Source organism: Chitinophaga sp. 05T412 (genome assembly GCF_056396465.1).
In genome coordinates, this window is record NZ_JBFTLN010000014.1 from 184,288 (window position 1) to 200,357 (window position 16,070).

The 16,070-nt window shown below is 43.9% G+C and carries 20 protein-coding genes; 7 read left to right on the forward strand and 13 right to left on the reverse strand.

Annotated features, from left to right (window positions below; translation table 11 throughout):
- Positions 1-7 precede the first annotated feature (7 nt).
- The 4 genes from AC1DFM_RS26875 to AC1DFM_RS26890 all read left to right on the forward strand — a co-directional run bounded on the left by AC1DFM_RS26875 (position 8) and on the right by AC1DFM_RS26890 (position 3,158).
- Positions 8-1,054, forward strand: coding sequence for a glycosyltransferase family 4 protein (locus tag AC1DFM_RS26875; protein ID WP_477079857.1), 1,047 nt, complete (start codon positions 8-10; stop codon positions 1,052-1,054).
- 46 nt (positions 1,055-1,100) lie between these two features.
- Positions 1,101-2,009 (forward strand): methylmalonyl Co-A mutase-associated GTPase MeaB, encoded by a 909-nt coding sequence (gene meaB / locus AC1DFM_RS26880; RefSeq protein WP_477079858.1) that lies wholly within the window; start codon positions 1,101-1,103, stop codon positions 2,007-2,009.
- A gap of 3 nt (positions 2,010-2,012) precedes the next feature.
- A complete protein-coding gene (locus AC1DFM_RS26885; protein WP_477079859.1) occupies positions 2,013-2,678 on the forward strand; it encodes a DNA alkylation repair protein in 666 nt (221 codons plus the stop codon).
- 153 nt (positions 2,679-2,831) lie between these two features.
- A complete protein-coding gene (locus AC1DFM_RS26890; RefSeq protein WP_477079860.1) occupies positions 2,832-3,158 on the forward strand; it encodes a DMT family transporter in 327 nt (108 codons plus the stop codon).
- Positions 3,159-3,197: 39 nt separating this feature from the next.
- Here AC1DFM_RS26890 and AC1DFM_RS26895 read toward each other — a convergent pair whose 3' ends face one another.
- Positions 3,198-4,448 (reverse strand): chloride channel protein, encoded by a 1,251-nt coding sequence (locus AC1DFM_RS26895; RefSeq protein ID WP_477079861.1) that lies wholly within the window; start codon positions 4,446-4,448, stop codon positions 3,198-3,200.
- Between the two features lie 185 nt (positions 4,449-4,633).
- On the opposite strand from AC1DFM_RS26895, the gene AC1DFM_RS26900 reads away from it, so the two are divergent.
- The 3 genes from AC1DFM_RS26900 to AC1DFM_RS26910 all read left to right on the forward strand — a co-directional run bounded on the left by AC1DFM_RS26900 (position 4,634) and on the right by AC1DFM_RS26910 (position 6,225).
- Positions 4,634-5,212, forward strand: a complete 579-nt coding sequence (locus tag AC1DFM_RS26900; protein ID WP_477079862.1) for a protoglobin domain-containing protein — start codon at positions 4,634-4,636, stop codon at positions 5,210-5,212.
- A gap of 35 nt (positions 5,213-5,247) precedes the next feature.
- A complete protein-coding gene (locus tag AC1DFM_RS26905; protein WP_477079863.1) occupies positions 5,248-5,541 on the forward strand; it encodes a DUF2024 family protein in 294 nt (97 codons plus the stop codon).
- Positions 5,542-5,613: 72 nt separating this feature from the next.
- Positions 5,614-6,225 carry a MarR family winged helix-turn-helix transcriptional regulator gene (locus AC1DFM_RS26910; protein WP_477079864.1) on the forward strand — a complete coding sequence of 204 codons (612 nt, stop codon included), beginning with the start codon at positions 5,614-5,616 and terminating at the stop codon, positions 6,223-6,225.
- Between the two features lie 4 nt (positions 6,226-6,229).
- On the opposite strand, the gene AC1DFM_RS26915 is transcribed toward AC1DFM_RS26910, so the two are convergent.
- From AC1DFM_RS26915 to AC1DFM_RS26970, 12 genes are all read right to left on the reverse strand, one after another.
- Positions 6,230-6,703, reverse strand: coding sequence for a GNAT family N-acetyltransferase (locus tag AC1DFM_RS26915; RefSeq protein ID WP_477079865.1), 474 nt, complete (start codon positions 6,701-6,703; stop codon positions 6,230-6,232).
- Between the two features lie 28 nt (positions 6,704-6,731).
- Positions 6,732-6,947, reverse strand: coding sequence for a hypothetical protein (locus AC1DFM_RS26920; RefSeq protein WP_477025130.1), 216 nt, complete (start codon positions 6,945-6,947; stop codon positions 6,732-6,734).
- Positions 6,948-7,009: 62 nt separating this feature from the next.
- Positions 7,010-7,582, reverse strand: a complete 573-nt coding sequence (locus AC1DFM_RS26925; protein ID WP_477079866.1) for a DUF420 domain-containing protein — start codon at positions 7,580-7,582, stop codon at positions 7,010-7,012.
- A 75-nt stretch (positions 7,583-7,657) separates the two neighbouring features.
- Complete coding sequence (locus AC1DFM_RS26930) at positions 7,658-8,329, reverse strand: SCO family protein (protein WP_477079867.1); 672 nt, start codon at positions 8,327-8,329, stop codon at positions 7,658-7,660.
- Positions 8,330-8,408: 79 nt separating this feature from the next.
- Complete coding sequence (locus AC1DFM_RS26935; RefSeq protein WP_477079868.1) at positions 8,409-8,810, reverse strand: cytochrome C oxidase subunit IV family protein; 402 nt, start codon at positions 8,808-8,810, stop codon at positions 8,409-8,411.
- Positions 8,811-8,887: 77 nt separating this feature from the next.
- Entirely contained in the window at positions 8,888-9,562 is a 675-nt protein-coding gene (locus AC1DFM_RS26940; protein ID WP_477079869.1) for a cytochrome c oxidase subunit 3, read from the reverse strand.
- Between the two features lie 27 nt (positions 9,563-9,589).
- Positions 9,590-10,171 carry a cytochrome c oxidase subunit 3 gene (locus AC1DFM_RS26945; RefSeq protein WP_477079870.1) on the reverse strand — a complete coding sequence of 194 codons (582 nt, stop codon included), beginning with the start codon at positions 10,169-10,171 and terminating at the stop codon, positions 9,590-9,592.
- A gap of 1 nt (position 10,172) precedes the next feature.
- The gene (gene cyoE / locus AC1DFM_RS26950; RefSeq protein WP_477079871.1) at positions 10,173-11,048 is read right to left on the reverse strand and encodes a heme o synthase; all 876 of its coding nucleotides are present in this window, start codon (positions 11,046-11,048) and stop codon (positions 10,173-10,175) included.
- 148 nt (positions 11,049-11,196) lie between these two features.
- Positions 11,197-13,008 carry a cytochrome c oxidase subunit I gene (locus AC1DFM_RS26955; protein ID WP_477079872.1) on the reverse strand — a complete coding sequence of 604 codons (1,812 nt, stop codon included), beginning with the start codon at positions 13,006-13,008 and terminating at the stop codon, positions 11,197-11,199.
- A 112-nt stretch (positions 13,009-13,120) separates the two neighbouring features.
- Positions 13,121-14,014: a cytochrome c oxidase subunit II gene (locus AC1DFM_RS26960; protein WP_477079873.1), complete on the reverse strand. Its 894-nt coding sequence runs from the start codon at positions 14,012-14,014 to the stop codon at positions 13,121-13,123.
- A 200-nt stretch (positions 14,015-14,214) separates the two neighbouring features.
- Positions 14,215-15,414, reverse strand: coding sequence for a quinol:cytochrome C oxidoreductase (locus AC1DFM_RS26965; protein ID WP_477079874.1), 1,200 nt, complete (start codon positions 15,412-15,414; stop codon positions 14,215-14,217).
- 42 nt (positions 15,415-15,456) lie between these two features.
- Entirely contained in the window at positions 15,457-16,062 is a 606-nt protein-coding gene (locus tag AC1DFM_RS26970) for a c-type cytochrome (protein ID WP_477079875.1), read from the reverse strand.
- Positions 16,063-16,070: the final 8 nt, after the last annotated feature.

The window sequence follows — 16,070 nt, forward strand, 5'->3', positions numbered from 1 at the left end:
TTAATATATGCCAAGATTTGTGATAGACTGTGAAAGATTGAAATATCCGAACAACGGTCTATATACTTATTGCAGCGAACTTGGCCAATCTTTGCTGAAGCGGGTGGCTCCTCCGGAAGAACTTTACTTCTACCTGCCATCTTACCGGCAAACCATTTTTTCGGAACAAGCGCACTATAACCAAAAGGCCTGGCACAAGCTATGGATGCCCTATTCCAAGGACATCCAGGTGTGGCATACCACCTATCAGCTTTCCGACTATTCCCCCGCATCCTCCAACATTAAGCAGGTACTGACCATTCATGACCTTAATTTTTTATATAAACCCAATTATAAACACAGGATATCAGGACAATTAGCCAAGGTACAACGGATGATTAATAGGGCAGATCATCTTATTACCATCTCTAATTATGTTAAACAAGATGTACTTCAACACCTTAACATAGGAAATACCCCGTTAAGTGTTATTTATAATGGGTGCAATATTAAATCGTTCCCGGATTTCAATAACCCGGTGTATCGTCCCAACAGGCCGTTTCTATTTACTATCGGCACTATATTGCCCAAAAAGAACTTTCATGTAATTCCCTGTTTGCTTAAAGACACGGATTACGAGCTGATCATTGCAGGTAATGCGAACACTTCCTATCAGAAACAGATATTACAGGAAGCAGCCCATTATGGCGTGCAGGACCGTGTGAAAATTCTGGGGCCTATTGATGAAGAAAGTAAATATTGGTACTTCAGCCATTGCGCCGCATTTGTATTTCCCTCTATCGCAGAAGGCTTTGGCATTCCTGTAATAGAAGCCATGCACCACGGCAAACCGGTTTTCTTATCTAATAAAACCAGCCTGCCGGAAATAGGCGGAGACCTCGCTTACTACTTCGAAAACTTCGACCCGGTATACATGCGGGAAGTATTTGCCAAAGGCATGGCACATTATGCGGCCACTCAACCGATGGCCGCTATAAAAAAACATGCGGATAGCTTTAGCTGGGATGAAATTGGAGAACAATACCTGAATGTTTATCGCTCTTTACTGGTGTAACCAGCAGACCCCTTATTTTTGTTCCTGAATATTTGCAAGCAATAAGATGTACCAACAGTATATACCCGGACTTTTAAGCGGTGATATAAAATCATTGGCCCGTTGCATTTCCCTCGTGGAAAATGAAGCAACAGGGTATGAACAATTGTTGGAACAACTACCCATCAGCCACCATACCATTGTAGCGGGCATTACCGGACCTCCGGGCGCCGGAAAAAGCACACTGGTCAACGGCTTAATTACCACCCTGCTGGAGCAAAATAAAAGCGTAGCCATCATTGCCGTAGATCCTTCTTCTCCTTTCAACTTCGGCGCACTCCTTGGCGATCGGATACGGATGAGCCAACACTTTAATCATCCGAATGTATTTATCCGGTCTATGGCCAGCAGAGGCGCTCTTGGCGGACTAAGCCCCAAGATTATCGAAGTAAGCGATCTTATTAAAGCCGCTAAATTCGACTACCTCTTTATTGAAACCGTGGGGGTAGGACAAAGCGAAGTTGAAATTGCCGGTGTAGCAGATACCACCATTGTAGTAGTAGTACCAGAAGCCGGCGACGAAATACAAACCATGAAAGCGGGCCTGATGGAAATCGCCGACATCTTTGTGGTGAACAAAGCCGACCGGGATAATGCAGACATCTTTGTAAAAAATCTCCGCCTGCTGGCCCATAGCAAACAGGAAAGCGGATGGGAGATCCCCGTGATCAAATCCATCGCTACCCAACATACAGGCATACACGAAATTATCAGCGCCATTAGCCGGCATCACGAAGCCGTTTCTCATCAGCAACAAAAACATATATTGCTGCTGGCAGAAAAAGCTTACCAGCTCATACAACACCGGCGCATGAAAGACGTGGTTAAACAAGACCTGCAAAAAGAAATACAAGCGCTACTGACACAAAAATCGTTTAACCTTTATCGTTATATCAATACTAAAACACAGGGGTAATATATGCGTTATCTTACCTTGCTTACTACTGCGTTTACGCCTGCAGCCAACCCGGCCAATGCAGCCGCCATGAAGCTATACCTCCGCGATCAGTTCGAATTTCTGGGCATCAAAACACCTGAACGCCGCAACATTATTAAAGCGCTGAAAGCACAACATGGTTTACCCGATTTTACGGAAATGCCTGCATTGATAAAAGTGTTGTGGGAAAAACCGGAACGGGAATACCAATACGCAGCCATTGACCTGATGCAATACTTTCACAAACAATGGACACCCGACGATATTCACCTGCTTGAATACATGATCACCCATAAATCCTGGTGGGATAGTGTAGATGGCGTTATCTCTTTTGTAGCAGGTCCCTGGTTGAAGAAATTTCAGGATGCGGATGCTGCTATCACCAACCAGTGGTGCAATAGCGATAACATGTGGTTACAACGCGCCGCCATCACTTTTCAAAATGGGTATAAACAACATACCAACGAAGCTCTCTTATACCAATACATTTTGCAACATGCACATGCCAAAGAATTTTTCATTCAGAAAGCCATTGGCTGGGCATTACGGGAGTATTCCAAAACCAATCCTGAGTCAGTACGGGCATTTGTAAACCGTCATCCCCTGGCGCCACTCAGTAAACGGGAAGCCCTCAAAAGAATCGATTAAAAAAAATTTGCTACCTTTGCCGCATGCGTTTTACTTCATTCGGCATATCTATCGCTTACGCAGTATTTAACTACGGTCTCTGATCCACAGAGAACGGGCATTTCGTGCCCTTACTATTCAATATTTTTTTTCTTACTTTCTAAATTCAGTATTATGCCTTGGTTATTCCTTGTCATTGGTGGACTGTTTGAAATAGGCTTTACTATTTCATTAAAGTATTCTGAGAACTTCTCAAAGCTGTGGCCTTCAATTAGCTTTATCGTGTGTATCACTTTARGCTTTTTCTTTCTTAACAAAGCGATCAACGGTGGATTACCAATAGGCACTTCCTATGCAGTATGGACTGGTATTGGTGCTGCTGGTACGGTAATAGCTGGTATGATCTTTTTTAAAGAGCCGGCTGCGCTATGGAGGATATTCTTCCTGGTATTGTTAATAGGCTCTATTATAGGATTGAAATTTGTGTCGCCACACGACTAAATGCAACGTATTTATAGCGAAGAAAAAAGCGGAGAACATTTATATGTTTTCCGCTTTTTTTCTGAATATAGTGATCAGCGAGATACAATAGGAAATACAACAAGCGCCTAAAACCGGCAATATAGTATTCACATCATGTGTTAACTCTACCGCAAGTACCATGGCAGTAAACACGGCTCTTGAAGTTCCCGCCAACATTGCTGCCATGCCAGCCAGCACCAGTGTACCGGAATGTATTACTACTGCTGGGAATAATAATTGTATAACTACCCCTATCAACAATGCCATTGCTCCACCTGTTACCAACACGGGTATAATTCCGCTACCCGTTTTATAAGCACTGGAAAAGAATAACCAGGCTATCAACTTCACTATTGCCAATGCAGCCAGAATAGATAAAGTTACATGTGCCTGCAACAGATCATTCATATAATGATCGCCTGTTCCCAGTGCTCTGGGAGAGATATAACCTGCCATGCCCACTACCAATGCAGCCAACAGCAAAAACCAATGACTAAATGTAGTTAGCTTTCCAAACATTTTCTCTATCAGTCTGGATAGATTCACACTCATCCTTGCCCATAATCCTATGATCAGTCCTACTCCGAGGTACGCCAGCAACGACTGCATAGTTACATTAGGCGCTGCAGGAATGTTAAACACCGGCGCAGTTCCACGAAGCAGATAGCTACCTGTACCGGCAGTAATAGCAGCCAGCACTACAGGGATCATGGCATTCACAGTAATTACTGCAAAGAAACATTCTATTGCCAGGAAAATAGCCGCTATAGGGGCGCYGAAGAGGCTACCCAATGTGCTACAGGTACCGGCTACAAAAAGTATATAGCATTCGTCCGGGTTACAGCGAAATAACTTACCTATCCAGTTTCCCATGGCGCCATTAAAAATCATGGCAGGACTTTCTATTCCCATTGGCGCACCGCTGCCTATGGCCACGGTTAATCCGATGGCTTTCAGAAAGCCTTCCCGGTATTTGCTTAGCCAGGTTAGTACCAACGCACCTGCTATGGGAATAACCACCATCCAGATGCCCAGATCTTCATTTTCGGGTGTGCCGGCCGCGTTACTGATATCTCCGAAAAATGATAATGCCGTGATCCATTGAATAAGCAAGGTTAACAGCTTTCCCACCGCTACTCCAATAGCAGCTACTAACATGGCAGCTACCGAGAGATACAACACCCGGGATGTACTCTTTGTCTGTGGGTACTCCTGCCCATCTGGTATGGGTACTATACGAAAAGCCTTTCTGGTGATATGATGTAGCATGATGCAGCTGGTTATAATCAATAGCGTCAAAGCTATAGTGTTCGTTTTAGAATCACAAATAAAATTATATTAATATATCAACTAACTAACGTACAAAGCCCTACGATATGATATAATTTTTTTAGTTAGGCAACCTTATTATATTTGTGATAACCAATCCGTGAAGGATATCTAAATCTACATGTATGAATAACGCTATGCAGTATGGCACAGCGGGCTCAGGTACCCCCAAATCCCCACTGGATGCAGAAGTATTAGTCAGGCTAAAGCGAATGCTGTTGTTCACGCATGATGATGAACAGTATCTGCTGATGGCTGGAGATATTTTGCTGCCACATACAGAAGATATCCTGGACAACTGGTATGATTACATTTTAAAGAATAACTACCTCGCTTACTATTTTACGCGGGGAGGCGCACCTGATTTAGATTATCTGCAAACGTTGCGTCCGCAGTTCCGGCAATGGCTGGTTGATTTATGTACGCGGCAGGAGGGGAATACCTGGTGGCAATTTGAAGAGCGTATTGCGGCGCAGTTGCAATTAAAGCCGGTAGCAGAAACGGACCTTAGCGCTTTGCCTTTGGAATATCTACGGTATATGTCCACTTTTATTTATCCAGTGGCGGAAGCCGGCAGACCTTACCTCAGCAGGCACGGGCATCCGGCAGCGGAAGTGGAGCGAATGCAACAGGCGTGGTTTAAAGCGATCAGTTTTAGTGTACTGTTATGGGTTTATCCTGATGGATTATCTCCCTCATTTTAATATAACCGTTTACGTTAGCAACAAAAGTACCGGGCATGGAAGTAGCTGTTTATGATACCTACGTTAAGAGAAAGGATGGTAGCCATCTGCATTTCGACATTATCGTCAACAAGGCTTCCCGGTTTGAGGAAGTATTGGTATTTGGCAATAGATACCTGCAGGGCAGGAGGGGAGAAGAGCTGTTTATTTTGCATAAGGACTGCCGATTTTCGCATATTACTGAGGTAATACCGCGGTGGGAAGTGCAAATTTTGCGGAAAGGCTACTATATTCATGAGTTGGAGGGGTGTCGGGGAAAAAAGCGGGATTTGAACAAGGAATGTCACTAATATGCTATTTCCTGCGATACATTTATATTGTACCTTGCCCCACTAACTAACTATTAAGGACAGCAAGAAAATATGGGGAAAGTTTCCACATTCAGCCCCGCACAGCAGGCGGAAAACACACCTAGTAAAGTAGTGGCCTCCCTGGAGCGATTATCAGAAGCCTTCCGCGTACTATTATGGCAGGAGGCCACCCAGTATGGACTTAGTCCCATACAAATTCAGGTACTTACCTTTTTACTGCATTACCCAGAGGAAAAACGTACTGTAACCACTTTGGCATCGTATTTCAACATGACCAAAGCTACCATCAGTGATGCCGTAAAATCGCTGGAACAAAAGCAATACCTGACCCGTAAAGCTAGTGCTACAGACACTCGTAGCCACACTTTACACCTTGTAAAAGAAGGAAGGGCTATTGCCAAGAAAGTAGAACAGTTTGCCAATCCTTTGCAGGACACCGTAGAACATCTATCTGCCAAAGAGCAGAGTGGGCTGCTGGAGCAATTGATGCAGTTGATTTACCAGCTTAACCAGCAGGAAGTTATTTCCACACAACCTATGTGCTTTAATTGCCAGGCATACACTGAAAAGAAAGGACACTACTGTAACAAGTTGAAGACGTCTTTAAACAACGGTGGATTGCGGGTAGATTGTCAGGTATTTGAACTTCGGGAAGAAGCGTAGCCAACTATTGTACACGGGGTAGCTGGCAGGTCATCTCATTATCTCCGGCTACGAAACCAAACTGCTCGTATAATAAACGTCCATCATCACTGGTATGTAAGCTTACCTTACCGGTATTACGCGTTTTTGCTTCATCGATCAATTTTTGCAGCAAATTCTTTGCGATGCCTTTACGCCGGAAATCGGGAAGCGTATACACATTCAGGATATAGGCTACTTTGCCTTCCAGGTTGTGGTACAGCGGTGGCTGGTTGTAAAAAACTATGCCGGCGCTGGCCACTACCTTGCCTTCTATATCGGCAAACCAGTTCACGAAGTTATTTTGGGAAAGGTGCTCGGTTAAATATTCCCTGAGATGCGTTTTTAACACGTCGTCCTGGGAAACATCTGCTTTAGGGTAAATTTCTTTCAGAAATTGCAGCCGTAAATGCACCAACTGCGGGATATCTGTTATATCCGCCTTTCTGTAGGTAATCATAGTTTTGGGTTATTCGTCATTATTTTGATCAGGCTTCCTTGTTGCTCCTCCACCATCTGAAGGCGAGGAAACCTATGATAGCCAATGGAGTTAGAGCCAGCATCAGGATACCGTTGTTTAAACCTTTGGCAGGTCCTTCTCCCAATTGTTGCGCTGTTTTAGTACACAGGGAACACTGCGCCATTACTGACCCACTCATCATCATTAAAACACCTGTTAGCAAAAACAAAGCTGCCTTCTTCATAGTACTATTCATTTGATTCCACAAAATTAGGCCATCTCACCCAAAAAAATTGATTAAATGTATCAATGGTAGTAAGGGGAAATCATGATATATACAATCACACCCGTTACTGCTACATAAAACCAGATAGGCCAGGTAATACGGGCTATTTTACGGTGACGGGGAATATCATTCTGGAAGCCACGTAACAGGGTAAACAGCACCAGTGGAACAATAATGCCAGCCAATACAATATGTGTCAGCAGCAGGAAATAATAAATATAGCGTATACCGCCCAGGGTGGCTTTCTCCGCAGCATCTACGATACCGTTATGATCCAGATCCCCAAAACGGGTTTCCGGCGCCAGCGCGTGGTAAGTAACATATGATAACAGGAATATGGCAGATAAACCCACTGCGATTAAATTGGCCATTTTGTGCGCCTTTACATGACCATTTTTAATGAAGTAGAGGCTGGCCAGCAAAAGCACCGCTGTTGCAGTATTCAGGATAGCATGGAACAGCGGCAGTATTTTTACATCAAACCCAGGGTGCATTTCTGGTTTTGGTAAAAAGAACAATAAGGCCACTAACGCCGGAATTGCAATAGATACAATGGTAATAGGCGTGTTGAGATTTTTATTTTTAAGTTCCATGTCTGTTAAAATATAAAGGTGAATAAGGTAAGGTGAACTCCCTTTCCTTATTCACCCTTCAAATAAATGATTTACTTACTTTTCTCCGGAGAACAATTTCCTGAGGAAGGCTCCAAAGCCTGGCCGATGCCTTTCCTTTGCCAGATGCAGTATGGAGATATCTCCGGCGCATCTTTTTACGGCATTGGAATCGAGACCGTTGTAGTATCCTCTGATGTTTCCGTTTTTATCAATCAACACTAATTTCTCTGTATGTATAAAATCATCCGGACCGCCATCTCCTTTGGTAACAGAAACGAAAAATTCGTTTCGGGCGAGGTCATAGATTTCTTTTTTACTACCAGTGAGTAACCACCAGTTATCCGGATTGATTTGGTAGTCGTACGCGTATTTGCGCAATTTTTCTACGGTATCTCTTTCCGGATCTACAGAAAAAGAGAGTATCTGCAATAAAGAATCATTCTTTACGTAGGCACTCTGTATCTTTCTCAGATTCTTTGTGAGTGTAGGACAGATACTGGGGCAGGAGGTAAAAAAGAAATCAACGAGAATTACTTTTCCTTCCATGTCTTTCAAACTTACTTGTTGACCAAGTTGGTTGGTAAGCTTGAAGTCCCTGATTTTATGAAAAACGGTATCATAAGAAACTTTACCATTTTCCGTAACAGTATCTACTCTTTCGGGAATGAAGTAACCGGGTACTGGTATCACATTTTTCCCATAGTGATCTACAATGAGATAACCCAAAAGCGGCACCAATATAGCCAATGAAACTCCTAATAAAGCCCTGCGAGTGATAATCCTGGTAATTTAGTACGAATGAAAATTATGGGTGTTTTTCAACTGGTCCAACCTTTGGTGTTTCGATGGGAGTACCTGGTTTCAGGTCTTTCCGCATGTTTTTCCATGAATCACCTTCGTAAAGGAAAGCGATGATGAACCAAACGAACAACAATAAAGGAATTAAGACAGTCATGATCAGGTTCTTGATTTCGTGACCTAAGTGCATGAATTCAGCTACGATATAGAAAGCTTTCACCAGTGTAAGACCAATAAATATTGCGTTCAGTAACACTCTTGGCGGGAACCCGATTTCCAGGTGTAAGAATGCAAGACCTACTTCCACCAATGTGATACACAACAGAATCCAGAAGGTTCTCCAGATTGATTTGGTAGATGAATCAGTATGTGCACTTTCATGCCCTGCCGCAGTATGTGTATGCTCCATTATTCTTTAAATTAAAAATTCGTAAAATTCAGATTCAATAATTGTGACAAACCTTGTATAAAGCTACCTGTCTAAGATCAGAGCAGGTAGAAGCAGGTGAATACGAATACCCAAACCAGATCTACAAAGTGCCAGTACAATCCTACTTTTTCCACCATTTCGTAGTGACCTCTCTCATCATAAGTACCTTTCAGTACGTTAGCGAGGATAACGATATTCAACACAACACCGGAAGTTACGTGCAAGCCGTGGAAACCGGTGATGGTAAAGAAGAAGTTGGTAAAGTTGGTAGAAGCTGCAGTGCCATCCGCGTTAATGAATGGGTTACGACCCCACCATGCACCTTCGTGATAGAGGTGTGTCCACTCCCATGCCTGACAGCTCAGGAAGGCGATACCGCCCACGATGGTCCACATCAGCCATTTAGCCACTGCTTTTCTATCTCTCATGTGACCAGCATGTACAGCCAGTACCATGGTTACAGAACTCATGATGAGAATGAAGGTCATTAAGCTCACGAACATTAACGGCAATTCGGCGTGGCCCATGCCTGGAAATGATTTGAACACTTCATTCGGATCAGGCCAGGATGTGCTGGAAAACCGGATGGTACCATATGCTATCAGTAATGCGCCGAAAGTGAACGCATCTGACATCAGGAAATACCACATCATCAACTTGCCATAGCTCACATTAAAGGGAGAATATCCTCCTGCCCACCATTTTTTCTTCGCTGTAACTGCTGTATCCATTGTTAGTTTTATAAAATTTTACAAAGTTTATCTGGCGATACTTAAAAAAATTAACAGGTAAATCCACAATACGTCCACGAAATGCCAGTAAGTAGCGGCCACTTCGATGGGTACCGGGCTATAAGTGCGTACACGGGTTCTGTAGGCCCTGCCAAACATAATGAGCAGTGCAGTTACACCACCCAGTACGTGCAGCATGTGCACGCCTACGATTACATAAATAAAAGAAGCGGAAACTGGCCCATTGAGGGGCAGTCCCATATTCTTCATCTGAGAAAAACCAATCCATTGGCAAACGGCAAACACTACACCCAATATTGCAGTGAGGGTAATGAGTTGTTTGTAACGTTGCATATTCCTTTCTTTAAATTGCTTCAAAGCCAGGTGAATCGTTAAGCTACTTGTTAAAATTACGGCAGTGGATAACCAGAAAATGTGTGGCAATTCAAATGCCAGCCAATTCGCCTGTGATCTTTTAACAATGTAAGCACTGGTAAATCCGATAAACATCATGGTAATGCTACCCATAGCAATCCATAGGGAATATTTATGCGGATGTATTTTCTTACGTTGTTCTAATGTCATAGTATCCATMACTCCTCTTTTCATTTTATGCTTTGTCCAGTAGCTGTGCTAACTGAACGATAGTCAGATAAATATAAGATCCGAACATGAGCTTGCGCGCTGCGGGAACATCATTCTTTCTATACAGGTTAATAGCTCTGTAGAGGAAGAAAATACCTGCGAGAATAGCCACTATAGCAGAGATACTGCCAGTGATTTTCAGGAGGTAAGGTGCAACACCAGCAGGAATCAGCAACAGTGTGTACATAGCAGCCTGAATGGCGGTGTACTTGTTGGGTTCTCCACTGCCAGGCAGCAGTTTGAAGCCTGCATTCGCATAATCTTTATACGCAATCCAGGCGATAGCCCAGAAGTGCGGAAATTGCCACAGAAACTGGATAGCAAATAAAGACCAACCACCTTCTGCCAGGTTATTGGCGCCAGCTGCCCAACCGATCAACGGAGGCATTGCGCCAGGAATTGCACCTACCAATACAGCGAGTGAATTCCATTTTTTCCAGGGTGTATATACAAAACCGTATAATACCAGGGAAAGCAGGCTGAGGGAAGCAGCTAACCAGTTAAAGCAAAATCCCATAATCAGGATACCTGCTACTCCGGTAACCACTGCCAGCGCTATTGCTTCACCATTCTGCATCCGCCCGGAAGGCAGAGGACGAACGGCGGTACGCGCCATTAGCTTATCTGTATTTTTCTCCCATATCTGGTTGATAGTATTAGCTGCTCCGGAAACCAGCAAACCACCGGCAAATAATAAAAGAACTTTTATTAAGTTAAACTCCACGCCAGGTACCAACAGATAACCCACCACAGACGAAAATACCACCATAAAGGTGAGATTAAACTTCATCAGCTGAGAGTAATCTTTCGCTTTACTGGCTACTGCATACGATGACGACAATTTTATGGAGTTTTCTTGCAACATTTTTTTTCTAGCCACATTCCGGGTTTAAGTCCGGAACAAATTTACAAACATCACAGTGAACAAAATTCCGGAAGGAAGATTTTCCCTGAGGGAGTTTCTTCCTACCGGAATTCCGAACTATATTTTAGTGCGCTGATTCATTAGGACCAATAGGCTCTGTTTGCGGAATGAAATCTCTTCCATCCTTGCTATAGTCATAAGCCCAACGATATACCTCAGGAATTTCACCAGGCCAGTTACCGTGACCAGCGTGGATTGGAGTAGTCCATTCCAGGGTAGTAGCATTCCATGGATTCTGTGTAGTCAGCTTTCTACCTTTGAAAATGCTGTAGAAGAAGTTGAATACAAACAGCAGTTGTACCGCAAATACCAGGATTACCACGATAGTGATGAATTCGTTCAGGCCACCGAATTGTTTGAAGGAAGCCCAGCCGGATACATCATAGTATCTTCTTGGCATACCCGCCATACCTTCGTAGTGCATAGGCCAGAAGATCAGGTAAGCACCGATCATAGTTACCCAGAAGTGAATATAACCGATCGTTGAATTCATAAAGCGGCCATACATCTTAGGGAACCAGTGGTAGATACCGGCAAACATGCCGAAGAACGCAGATACACCCATTACAATGTGGAAGTGAGCGATCACGAACATGGTATCATGCAGGTGAATATCGATAGAAGAGTTACCTAACCAGATACCTGTTAAACCACCGGAGATGAAAGTGCTCACGAAACCGATAGAGAACAGGGAAGCAGGTGTAAAGTTGATATTACCCTTCCAGATCGTAGTGATCCAGTTAAATACTTTAATCGCAGATGGTACCGCAATCAGTAAGGTTAAGAGTACGAAGAACGCACCGAGGAATGGATTCAGACCTGTTACGAACATATGGTGCGCCCAAACCAGGAAGGCCAGGATACAGATAGCGAACAGGGAACCGATCATCGCCAGGTAACCGAAGATAGGTTTACGGGAACTTACCGCTAATACTTCAGATACCATACCCATTGCCGGGAGGATGATGATATATACCTCAGGGTGACCTAAGAACCAGAATAAGTGTTGATAGAGAATAGCGCTACCACCTTCATTTGCCAAAGCTTTACCAGCGATAAAGATATCAGACAGGTAGAAGCTGGTACCAGCGTGACGATCCATCAGCAGCAGGATGAAACCTGACAGCAATACAGGGAAAGACAATACGCCCAATACAGCAGTAAAGAAGAAAGACCAGATAGTCAAAGGCATTTTGGTCATTGCCATGCCTTTGGTACGCATATTCAACAGTGTAGAGATGTAGTTCAAACCACCCAGCAGCTGAGAAACAACAAACAGCGCCATACTGGTCAACCATAAATCCACACCTATTTTTGAACCGATAGAAGCATCACCTAAAGCACTCAGTGGCGGATACATTGTCCATCCTCCGGAAGCAGGACCTGTTTGAACAAACAGGGAAGCCATCATTACCAGGCTGGCCAGGAAGAAGAACCAATAGCTCAGACAGTTCATGAAAGGAGAGGCCATGTCACGCGCACCTACCTGTAGAGGAATTAACAGGTTAGAGAAGGTACCGCTCAAACCGGCAGTTAATACAAAGAATACCAGGATGGTACCGTGCATAGTTACCAATGCATAGTAAGCTTCTGCAGAAATACGGCCACCTTTAGCCCAATGACCCAGGATGCTTTCCAGCCATGGGAAAGTAGCATCGGGAAAACCAAGTTGCAAACGGAACAGAACAGAGAAGAAGGCACCAATGATAGCCCAAACGATACCAGTAATCAGGAATTGTTTGGCGATCATTTTATGATCCATGCTGAACACATATTTCGAAATGAAACTGTCCTCATGATGGTGCTCATGATCATGATGATCATGCGCTCCGTGCATTACCTCCTGTTGACTGTGCAATGTTGCTTCGTTACTCATAATCGGTTCGGTTTATTATAAACTAACGCCCGGGAAGTATCGTCGTTTGTCAGTTTGTCTTTATTGTTTTTAATTGTACTCCGTCAAAAATTCTTCTACACAAATTTACAGCTTACTTAGCAGCTATTACTTTTTGTGTGCTGTCTGCTGCAGCGCCTGCCGGAGCAGCTGCCGCGTGTGTTAATTCGTAGGTAGATTTTTGTTTGGCTACCCAGGCATCGTATTCAGCCTGAGTTTCCACTACAATCACACCTCTCATAGAGTAGTGACCGCTACCGCACATCTGATCGCAGGAAATTTCGAAAGTGAAATCAGGATTACCTGTTTTCTCCTTCATTTGTTTGGTAGTAAACTTAGGCGTAAACCAGAGTGTAGTAGGAATACCAGGTACCGCATCCATTTTCATACGGAAGTGAGGTAAACCTACGTCATGGATAACGTCGCGGGAGCCAATGATAAATTTAACCGGCTTACCAACTACCAGGTGCAGTTCGGTGGGCATAAAATCGTCCTTGTTCAGCGGATCGTTCCAGTCCAGACCTAATTCGTTACCAGCAGCAGGATCGATAGCTTTGAAGTCGCGACGACCGAGTTGACCATCTTTACCTGGGTAACGGAAGATCCAGTTAAACTGTTTTCCGATTACTTCTACTACTGCTGCATCTTTTGGCGCATCAGACGTCAGTTGGAACCAATGTTTCAGACCGAAAGCAACCAATATGGTTAAAGCGATAGCTGGAATAACTGTCCAGATCACTTCCAGTTTATTGTTATGCGGGAAGTAAAATGCTTTACGACCTTCTTTTTCCTGGTATTTAAACGCGAACCAGAACAATGCGATCTGGGTAAGCACGAATACCACACCAGTAATGGCCAGTGTTACGTAAATGAGGGTATCTACTCCTTCGCCCTGTTCTGAAGCTGATTCGCCCAGGATTTTACCTTTCAGTAAATCATTACAGTAGTACACTCCTATAAGCCCAAGCACCAGGAATGCAATCAGCATGAAACCATTTATACGGTTGCTCTGCTCGCGCGCTTTCTTTTCTCCCTTCAATATGGACACATATTCGCTCGCCTTCGCAATTTGGAAGATGACTATGAATATGAGAACAACAACTAAGACTGCTAAAAATCCTGACATTGCTATATGAAATAATTAAGTTATCTAATGCTTTTCTATTGCCTATTCTCCTTGATCACCGATTAGGTGTGATGAACGATACTTTCTTTCAGGTAAGGATGATTTTTAGGAACTAATGCTGCTTTAGTCAGCTGATTAGATACCAGGAAAATAATCAGTCCCACGAAACCAAGTCCGAGTCCGAATTCATACCAGGGGAATACCAGGTTTTTAACAGTGCCTGGGTAAACCATTTGCCAGAAATCCAGCCAGTGACCGAAGATGATCACGATAGCGATGAATACGATGGCAGTATAATTACGTTTGGTGTCCCGTTTCATCAGGAACAACAATGGTGTTACGAAGTTGATCAGGAGGTTCAGGAAGAAAATTGGTCTCCATTGGCCCCAAACACGTGGCTGGAAGTATTCAGTTTCTTCTGGCATGTTGGCGTACCAGATCAGCATGTACTGGGAGAACCAGAGGTAAGTCCAGAAGATGCTGAATGCAAACATGAATTTACCCAGGTCATGTAAGTGTTCTTCAGTTACATAAGAGAGATAACCGTGTTTCTTAAGATATACTACGAAAAGAGCAATCAGGGACAGACCAGATACCCAGGTGCTGGCGAAAGTGTACCAGCTGTACATGGTAGAGAACCAATGTGCATCGATGCTCATTAACCATATCCATGGGGTGGTAGAACCAACGCTGAGGGTGAAAACTACCAGGAAGCCACCGCATACAACAGTATTTCTCCAGAGTAATTTACGACCGGTTTCAGGGCGCAGATCCCATCCATCTTCTTCGATAGACATTTTACGGAGTTTCATGGTAAAGAATATCCAGAGACCCAATGTCAGGATGGTAGCGATGGTGAAGAATCCTTTGTTCAGGAAAGCGGATTTCCAGGTAAGGATTTTGTCTTCTGCCACGTGGTGAGCGTTCACCCAGTGGTAGATATCGTCTTTTCCTCCGAAAACGAGGATCATTACGATTACAAATAAGATGGCAGCCAAAACAGGTACTGCCATTGAAATAGCTTCAGGTACACGGCGGAAAGCGATCTGCCAGCCACCATGTGCCAGGGTAGTAGCAGCTATAAAGAAGGTGCTCGCCAATGTAATCAGCAAAAAGAAGCTGCTGTTTTGCAACAGACCGGCCCAAAACCGTGTCTCACCATGAAACGCAATTAATCCGATCAATAACGTCAGCAAGCCTACGCCCATTAACACGAAGCTGGTCTTTCTTAATCTTGCCGGTACTACAAATTGGTCTTTCATTACTGTATATTAAAATACTTGATTGAAATTCAGTTTACTTATTTAGTTAGCTGCAGCGGTGCTGTCTTTAGCAGGAGCAGCGGAGGCCAAGGCGGCAGCACCTGGCTGTTTGCTCTTGATATAAGCTGCGATCTTCCAGCGTTGCTCTCTGTCGAGCTGGCTGGCGTAGCTACCCATCACGTTATAACCATAAGTCATCACATGAAACAGGCGGCCTTCAGAATAACCGGATTTTGCACCAGCTACCAGATCAGCAGGTTTGGCAGGATAAGGTCCATCGCCACCTTTATACAGCGGGCCGTTACCATCTAAAGCTGTACCATGGCAGATACCGCAGTAGATATTAAATAAACGTTCGCCTTCTTTCAGATCAGTTGGCGTAATAGTTAATGGATTTTTTACCAGATTAGCCAGTGCCGTATCTGATTCTTTCAGATGGTATGGCAAAAGTTCACCTCTTTTTACTGTTCCTTCCACTGGCTTCAGGCCTGACAAACGAGCACTATAAAATTCATACGCACGGGATTCGTACATGTCTGGCATATAAATCCTGCCGGGCTTTCTGTTATGCTCCCCTCTGTTACAGGCTGCCAGGAAAGCTCCAGTTGCCAATGCGGCTACAATCAATATGTTGGAAGTCCTTTTCATCAGAAATT